Raw genomic sequence first — 8,567 nt, forward strand, 5'->3', positions numbered from 1 at the left:
CATATAATGAAATTCTGGAGCAATGTGAAAATCGGAACCACGCAGTCTCAGAGGAAGCTTTTCCAGAGAATAGAAGGAGCTAAGCGTAAGCTCGGGATAACTGCCGCCCGCATGGAAGACGACGACATAAGCCGTCTTGCGGACCATTTCGGCGTTAAGGAAGAGGAAATCTCCGAGATGCAGGTCCGTGCTTCCAAAAGGGATCTTTCCCTTTCGGAACATCCCGCCGGGGACAACTCCTCGGCCACTTACGGGGAAATGCTCCCTGACCCGTCGGATAACCAGGAGCAGGTGCTAAGCGAACTCGGATTTGACAGCCTTGCCAGGGAGAATCTGCGCGAAGCTCTCGAGACGCTTTCAGAGAGGCAGAAAAAAGTAATAAACGAGAGGTATTTCACTGAACCTCCAAGAAAACTCCACGAAATAGCCCGTGACCTCGGGGTTTCCCAGGAGAGGGTAAGGCAGATACAGGCCGAGTCTATAGGGAAACTCAGGGGATACATGGCCGAAAAACTTGAAATTCACCCGTAATAAGAAGAAAAATCAGGAGGAATTAAATGGCTTCTAAGATAATAGGAATAGACCTTGGAACAACCAATTCATGTATAGCCATCGTTGAGGGCGGCGAGCCGAAGGTGATAATCAACGAGGAAGGCACGAGAACCACCCCTTCGGTAGTCGCGTTTCTAAAGGACGGAGAAGAAGTTCTGGTCGGCGGACCGGCGAAACGCCAGGCTGTCGCCAACCCCGAAAACACCGTCTACTCTACCAAGAGACTCATGGGCAGGAGATTTGAGGAAATATCGAGCGAAGCGGAGAGCCTTGCCTACGGTGTCGTAAAATCAGGCAATGCGGACGCCTGGGTAGAGGTAGAGGGAAAACAGTATTCTCCCCCGCAGGTCTCTGCGCACGTGCTTATGAAGCTTAAGAAGGCAGCAGAGGATTACCTGGGTTCCGAAGTCACCGAAGCCGTTATCACGGTTCCCGCTTATTTTAACGACAGCCAGCGCCAGGCCACAAAAGACGCCGGGAAGATAGCCGGCCTTGACGTAAAGCGCATAATAAACGAGCCGACCGCCGCGGCGCTTGCCTACGGATTCGACAAGAAGAAAGAGGGGATGATAGTCGTCTACGATCTCGGAGGCGGAACTTTTGACGTATCGGTGCTTGAGGTCGGAAACAACGTTATAGAGGTTAAGTCCACAAACGGCGATACCCATCTCGGCGGAGACGATTTTGACAAGAGAGTCATTGATTACATCATCTCCGAGTTCAAAAAGGACTCAGGAATAGACCTCGGGGCGGACAAGATGGCCGTTCAGAGGCTGAGGGAAGCCGCCGAGAAGGCCAAGATCGAGCTTTCAAACACCGTGGAGACTGAAATTAACCTGCCGTTTATAACGGCCGACGCAAGCGGTCCTAAGCACCTAGTGATGAAGATAACGCGCTCAAAGTTCGAGCAGTTGATCGAAGATCTCATAAAGGGCACGCTCAAGCCCTGCGAGCAGGCCCTTAAGGATGCCGGGCTTCGCTCGGGCGAGATAGCCGAGGTAATACTGGTCGGCGGATCGACCAGAATTCCGCTTGTGCAGAAAGTCGTTACGGATTTTTTCGGAAAGGACCCGAGCAGGGGGATAAACCCGGACGAGGTGGTCGCCATGGGGGCCGCGATACAGGCGGGCGTGCTTGGAGGAGACGTGACCGACATGCTTCTCCTCGACGTGGTACCGCTCTCACTGGGCATAGAAACTCTCGGAGGGGTCATGACCACCATCATCGAGAGAAACACGACCATTCCCACCAAGAAAAGCCAGATATTCACCACTGCGGAGGACAACCAGAACTCGGTTGAAATCCACGTGCTGCAGGGAGAGCGGCAGATGGCTGCCGATAACAGGACGCTTGCTAGGTTCATTCTGTCTGGCATTCCCGCGGCGGCTAGGGGCATTCCGCAGATAGAGGTAACTTTCGACACCGACGCCGACGGAATACTCCATGTTTCCGCTAAGGACAATGCGACTCAGAAGGAGCAGAAGGTGAAGGTCGAGGCCTCAAGCGGGCTCAGCGGCGACGAGATCGACTCCATGGTCGAGGAAGCCGAGAAGATGTCCGAGAAGGACAAGGAGAAAAGCGAGCAGGTTCAGAAGAGAAATCAGCTTGACGAGCTTGTCTACAGGACCGACAAGAGTTTCCAGGAGCTTGGCGACGGCCTCTCTGACGATGAGAAAAAGGAGCTTGAACAGGCCCTTGAAGAGGGAAGAGAAGCCCTTAAGTCGGATGACCTGGGCAAAATTGACCTCGCGACGGAGAAAATAACCGCTGTCTCTCACAAGCTAGCGGAACTGATGTACAAAAAACAGCAGGAAGAAGCCTCTGCAGGCGCCGGGGAGGGTGGAGCTGAGGGCCAAGCCTCCGAGCAGGGAAACTCGACCTCGGGCGACGACGTGATAGACGCCGAATTTACCGAACAGAAATAAGGGGTGGTGGGACGTAGAAGTGAACCCCAGAAACTGAACTCGGGGCAAGTTGCATTTAGTATTTGAAAACACATAGAGAAACTAAATGGCCAGAAAAATTTTCGTTTCCTATAAACATTCTGATAACTCTGTCAAATCTATTAATGGCCAAGGAACAGCGCGTGCTTATGTTGATAAGCTGATTGAGTTGTTCGAGGGCGACGAAATTTATAAGGGAGAAGGCGATGAAGATCTAAGCGATTTCAAAGATGAAACGATTGCCGATCACTTAAAAGATAAAATATATGACAGCAGTTTAACGCTTGTACTTATCTCCCCACAGATGAAAGAGGCATACAAAAAAGAATCTGATCAATGGATTCCTTGGGAAGTCGCGTATTCACTGAAAGAGATTACAAGGAATAACCGGACAAGCAGAACAAACGCAATACTAGGGGTTGTCTTGCCAGACTGGAATTCATCATATAGTTACTATCTTGAAGAAAATACCTGCCCCTTTTGTGACTGCAGAACACTGCACACTAACAAACTGTTTCAAATATTGAGAGATAATATGTTCAATATCAAACAACCTACTTACAGTAACTGTCCATACCATTATGGAAATCCCGTCTATATGGGACATTATTCCTACATCGATTCAGTCAAGTGGGAAGACTTTTTGTGCGACAAAGAAAAGTATCTCGAAACAGCTTTGGACATAAGAGAAAAAATAAATGATTACAATATTACGAAAATTGTAAAAGATACTTAGAGAAATTGAATAATACAGATAAGAAGAATAGCGTAATAAAACACTTGGAAATGACGCAAGCCGTCATTAACCGGTTGGGAAGCAACTCTTTCCTGCTTAAGGGATGGAGTATGACTATAATCGCTTTATCAATAGTGTTAACCGCTAGATACGGACTGCAACATCCCTATATTATTCTAGCCTTCTTCCTTCCCGTCCTAGGTTTCTGGTTGCTTGACGGCTATTTCCTCTGGCAGGAGCGGCTCTTTCGGAAAGTGTATGATGAAGTCAGACAGAAAAACGATACTGACTTCAAGATGGATCCGATGAAACATTGTGGTGAGCCGAAATGCACTTGGCTTTCCTCTGTTTTTTCCGTTACGCTCGTCATTTTCTATGGCATGGAATGCGGATTTATCATTCTTGTGTACGTTATCACCAAATTCGCCTATCATGAGGTATGTTTTCTCAACTCAATATTTTGATTGTTCGGAAGTGGTTTTAAGCGATCTTTTTATTGATGATATACAAGAGATGATTAGGGGTTGCTGTGTATGACATATAAATATGATGTCGCCTTATCATTTGCGGGTGAAGACAGGGATTTTGCCGAAGCTGTGGCTACGATGCTTAGGTCGCAAGACGTGGAGGTTTTTTATGATGAATTTAATGCTGCAGAGTTATGGGGAAAAGACCTGCCGGTTGAATTTAGAAAAAAATATTCCACTGATAGCCGGTACTGCATAATAGTTCTTTCAGATTATTATCTAAAGAAAGTGTGGACTATATGGGAGCTTAGAAACGCTATAGAGAAAAGCATTCAAGAAAAAGGAGAAGAATATATACTTCCAGTTCGTCTTGATGGTTTTTCCGGCGAGGTTCCAGGGCTTCTTGACACGATTGGATATGTTTCTGCAAAAAGTACGGAACCTGAGAAGGTTGTGGACCTTTTTCTCCAGAAGATCGGAAGAAAGAAACAAGATGAGGGGCGAAAGCTGAATAAATCAAATTTATCAAAGTCCTATATACCTAAGCTTGGGAGATCCTTTTCCGATCAGGAAAAGAAAAAGTTTCTTAGGGAATCTTTTGAACACATAGTCTCCGCCATTGGTGGATTTGCGGGTGAAACTAAGAATGAATACCCGAACTTTGAATTTGAGGTCGAAAATATAACAACAAGGAAAGTCCTGTTTACTCTTTACAACAATGGAAGCATATTAACCAACTTGAAAATATGGATAAACGGGGGAATGGGGAGAGATGAAATTTGGATGCTACATGGGACCCGTATAGATGTGAACGAAGACAAATCAACAAACGAAATGATTTATGTGGAAGAACACGAAGGAGAACTTAAATTAAAACCCATGGGAATGTTAGCTTTTACACATAATGTAGATTTTATGTCTCCGCAAGAAACAGCAGAATATATCTGGAAAGCTATCTGCTCTAAATTTTCATATTAAGTTGAGAACACATAAAAAGCATTCTTGAGATAAATTTCCCAATGAGGCCTATAACCCATCTCCAGCACGAATGGCTCCAGACTTAGCAAAGGAGAAACTAGCCTGTTTCCCTAGAGGTTCCAAGATTCTTGATCCAATGTGTGGTTCGGGGACAACTCTGCGGCATGCCATTAATGCGGGACATAGTGCTGTTGGATAATTCATATCTAAAATCGGAAGGAGAAACACTTAGTGAGATACCGTGAAAGAAAAGACAACAAAAACATATGGCACTTCTGCACTAATTGCTCAAAATGGCCTACTAGACCTGGATCCTACAATGGAGCAAACAGTGTGAGGTCAGCCGATTCAAGCAAAGCTACGGGAAAGTCTATCGGAAAATTTTGTCAAGAATGCCTTTCCAGAGATAAAGATGGTCTGTGTTATAAATTCTGATTATCTAAATTTCAGGTTGCGATCTACTAGCAATGTTTAATATTAGAGAACCTATTTCACCCGAAAAAAACATTTCCTTATTCAAATAGTCAACATAATGTATTCCTTTAGCCGAAACAGACTTATCAAAACAATCAAGACAAACAACATCGTTTCTGCACTGTTTAGGTACTATGGATTCTCACACATAATCAGGCACATGAAAATTCAACGAATCTGGTCTTTTACAAATATCACACCTTTGTATCCACAACATTTTTATTTTACTTTTGGGCATTAGTAGTCACCCGTCTTTCTTATGTTGTAACCTTCCTTAACCAGAAAATGAAGGCAATAAGGCTTTTGTGAGTTTTTTAGGAATTTTTGTTTGTTAAACTTCCTTGTACCTTGTAAATGTTTTTGCTAAGGGTTGAGTCTCCTTTGAATTAACGGAACTAAAGATGTTGTACCCAATTTTGGTAGGCATTGCTTAACCAATCTTTAGCTTCCGCCTGCACTTCACTTTCATCTGTTTCTTGTGCCCCATACTACTTTTTCCGTCTCTATGATGTTACTCCCACCAGGCAGAAACGCCCTGAACAAACGCTCTTCTCTGACGCGTCTCAACGACAATCCCGTTACCCTTTGAATAGACGCGGCGAATAGGATCCTTTGATATAATGCTCCCAAGGTACTTCCCATCTTCATGAAACCAGCGCAAGCGCTTTTTTTCAAGCAACCCAAAACCCGTCTGTGCGACAATAAGGTCACCGCCATCAAAAGTGTCAACGAGTGCGTGCAATGCGTCGTCACGCAACACGTAGAGCCTAGTTGCCGTCAGCAAATAGAGATAATCTCCGGTGTCCACTATCCTGTGTGGCACGCTGCCAATATCATATACCCGAACTCCTTCTCCCTTCTCATTGACCAAAACGACGCGACCAGAGTAACTGGCAACGTAAGATGCGTCTGAGTTCGCCGCAAAACCTGCGGCATAAATCCAATCGGAGGCATAGGCTTCATCAGCCGACATGCCAAGGCTTAAAGTGAATGTTTCACCGTCAACCTCAAACTCCATGCTTTCCATCTCAGCAACGAAAGTAGCGCCGGTATATTCTGGGAGAGATCTAGCATCAACTCCAGTAAGCACTTCTGCTGCCGCATTAAGTGCCTTCATCCTGTCATGGGCTTGCGGGTCTTCTGGATTGAGGTCGGGATGCAGCTGCCTAGCGAGTTCGTGATAGCGTAACTTTAAATCCTTCGGCATAAGTGGAAGTGAGAGACCCATGAGAGAAAGCGCTTTGTTCACCTCGTCGCTCGTTCCGAATTCGTTGCTAGGTGTAGCTACCCGCGTCCAACCTTCCTGCAAGGGCATTTTCACACCCCAGAGACCCTTGCCTTCCATGTCTACGCACCACGCCTCATCCACGGCGGTAAAGAGATAACGGGTTGCGTTTTGGGATAGAGAGACGCAACGAATATGGTTTTTGAGTTGATCTTCCTGAATCTTGAGTCTTTTTATTAGAGGAAGAATCTCAGGGGCTTGGGTCAGTGCGGTTTCCAAAGCCAGCTCAAGGTTGTCATCGTACGCGTGGACAACACAGTCCTTCGACATCGCTATCAAGCCGTGCCCCAAGGAATGAACACCGATGCGATAAACTGCGTGTTGTAGCCCTTTCTTTGCAACTAGTTTCCCGTTTCTATCGTAACGCAATGCGGCCGCTTCGATTTGACCAAGACCGTCGGCATTACCCAGGTCATCTATTATGAAGAGTCCTGAATCTGTCGGATGCATCTGTCGGAATGCTGTATCCGGACGTTCTTCTAGCGGTATTTTCTCGATCGCCGTAATGCTCCAGTCAGCATCATGAACTTCGAAGTAATTCTGCGGCTCTGGAATCTCTTTTTGTTCGCGAGCGGATTGTGCCTCCCACCGCATCGGCGCTCGGGGCAATGGCACGTAACTGAGCGAGGAAATATCAATTTCATTTAGCCTCGGTGGGTTTTGGTGCGTACGATGCGACCCAACAACACGTTTTGGAGGAGGTGTTGGGACATTAGGTGAATCTGAAGGTAATAAATTATATGCACGCCCGGTCTTGACGCGCACGATTTTACCAGCCTTATCGAGATAGGAGATAAGATTTGCTACTCGGTGTCCATCAGTTTCCCCAACTAGTCCTTTGACTTCGGTCTGCAGACAGTTCGGGTGCTTTTTAACCGCATCAAGAATTGCCTGAAACAGATGCAGGTCACGCTGATGTTGCTCAACCTTCTCGACCCACGGCGAAAGCTCAGGCGTAGAAGCCACTATCTCTCGCATCCGAACAAGCCCCTCATTATCGTTGAGCATGGCAAGTATTGTTCCACCTTGCTGCAAAGCTGGGATTGAAGAAATATCAAAGGATCCGTATTCGGCGCAGGTCTCCTTTACAAACTTGGGAATGTATTCTAGGTTTTCACGGACAAGTCGACCCGCCTTTTCGTAATCCCGTTTCGAAATCGCCTCTTGCATCTTTTCCATGGTTCTGAAGTAAACATCACTCACGGAATTCTTGTTCGACCGCAATTCTCGCTCAACAATCAAGTCGTCAGTACTGTCTTCTCGAACCGGTTTCTTAGAGGAACTATTTCCGAACAATCGTTTTATTAAATCTGACATTAATTCTTTCGCTTCTCCTTACTTGGTCTTTCGTTACGCCAGATTTTACGGGATTATTAATCTGACTAGATAAGTTTTATTTTTTCAAGAAGGTTCTATGGTATTTAGTATGATGTTCTATTGGGGTCAAGAAGAGCCTTTGCTCTTTTTTCCTCTAATAGCAATTCTTATGTTTTTAGCCTGATTTTCGCCCGGCGAACCAGAACGAGATGACTGCGGCGCTTACCGGGAGAATAGCGAGAAACATGTCCTTTGCTTCGGTGTACTTTCCTTTCCAGAAAAGGGCTCCAGTCAAGACATAACCCCCAGCAAATAGAAAAGCAGCAGACCAGTACGTAACCCTGACTCTTACTTGGCTCTTTTTAATTTCCTGATCTTCCTTAGTCAATTTTGGTTTTGTCATATAATACTCTCCTTTGACTTTTTTTAGGACTATGCCTTCCTATAAGGAAAAAAGCAAGATTTCTTTTGATTTTCCCAAACATCTTCTTCGTCAGAGGTATAACGTAATATGCCCCAGAGAAAGAAAACCTTAGAAATCGTAGAACTCCTTGAGAAATTCCCGAATGAAGCCTCTGCTAGAAAGTGGTTTACGGAAAGTGCAATTGTCAGCATTGTGGAAGTCTAGATACCTACTGTGTCCCTAACGAAACCCCCTTACCATATCATTGTAGGGTCTGTAATAAGTATTTCTCTGTTAAGACAGGAACGATAATGAGACGGTCTAAAATCCCTCTTCAAAAAGGGCTGTTCGCAATGTTCTTACTTACTTCTAATCCCAAAGGAGCCGCTAGTCTTAAAATCGCCAGAGAACT

General features: G+C 45.5%; 6 protein-coding genes. 4 read left to right on the forward strand and 2 right to left on the reverse strand.

The window, feature by feature from the left end:
• From OXG10_07210 to OXG10_07225, 4 genes are all read left to right on the forward strand, one after another.
• The coding region (locus OXG10_07210; GenBank protein ID MCY3827145.1) for a sigma-70 family RNA polymerase sigma factor at positions 1–531 on the forward strand (531 nt) is incomplete at its 5' end.
• A 26-nt stretch (positions 532–557) separates the two neighbouring features.
• Positions 558–2,477 (forward strand): molecular chaperone DnaK, encoded by a 1,920-nt coding sequence (dnaK, locus tag OXG10_07215; protein MCY3827146.1) that lies wholly within the window; start codon positions 558–560, stop codon positions 2,475–2,477.
• 85 nt (positions 2,478–2,562) lie between these two features.
• On the forward strand, positions 2,563–3,231 hold the full coding sequence (locus tag OXG10_07220) for a TIR domain-containing protein (GenBank protein MCY3827147.1): 669 nt from the start codon (positions 2,563–2,565) through the stop codon (positions 3,229–3,231).
• A gap of 533 nt (positions 3,232–3,764) precedes the next feature.
• Positions 3,765–4,676: a TIR domain-containing protein gene (locus OXG10_07225; protein MCY3827148.1), complete on the forward strand. Its 912-nt coding sequence runs from the start codon at positions 3,765–3,767 to the stop codon at positions 4,674–4,676.
• Positions 4,677–5,661: 985 nt separating this feature from the next.
• On the opposite strand, the gene OXG10_07230 is transcribed toward OXG10_07225, so the two are convergent.
• Together OXG10_07230 and OXG10_07235 are read right to left on the reverse strand one after the other, a co-directional pair.
• Positions 5,662–7,752: a DnaJ domain-containing protein gene (locus OXG10_07230; GenBank protein MCY3827149.1), complete on the reverse strand. Its 2,091-nt coding sequence runs from the start codon at positions 7,750–7,752 to the stop codon at positions 5,662–5,664.
• Positions 7,753–7,927: 175 nt separating this feature from the next.
• A complete protein-coding gene (locus tag OXG10_07235) occupies positions 7,928–8,155 on the reverse strand; it encodes a hypothetical protein (GenBank protein MCY3827150.1) in 228 nt (75 codons plus the stop codon).
• Between the last annotated feature and the right edge of the window lie 412 nt (positions 8,156–8,567).

Source organism: Candidatus Dadabacteria bacterium (assembly GCA_026706695.1).
GTDB lineage: Bacteria > Desulfobacterota_D > UBA1144 > Nemesobacterales > Nemesobacteraceae > Nemesobacter.

Bases quoted from the DNA above. Each gene is read 5' to 3' on its own strand.
- dnaK (MCY3827146.1), top strand. From the start codon at position 558: ATGGCTTCTAAGATAATAGGAATAGACCTTGGAACAACCAATTCATGT.
- OXG10_07220 (MCY3827147.1), top strand. From the start codon at position 2,563: ATGGCCAGAAAAATTTTCGTTTCCTATAAACATTCTGATAACTCTGTC.
- OXG10_07225 (MCY3827148.1), top strand. From the start codon at position 3,765: ATGACATATAAATATGATGTCGCCTTATCATTTGCGGGTGAAGACAGG.
- OXG10_07230 (MCY3827149.1), bottom strand. From the start codon at position 7,752: ATGTCAGATTTAATAAAACGATTGTTCGGAAATAGTTCCTCTAAGAAA.
- OXG10_07235 (MCY3827150.1), bottom strand. From the start codon at position 8,155: ATGACAAAACCAAAATTGACTAAGGAAGATCAGGAAATTAAAAAGAGC.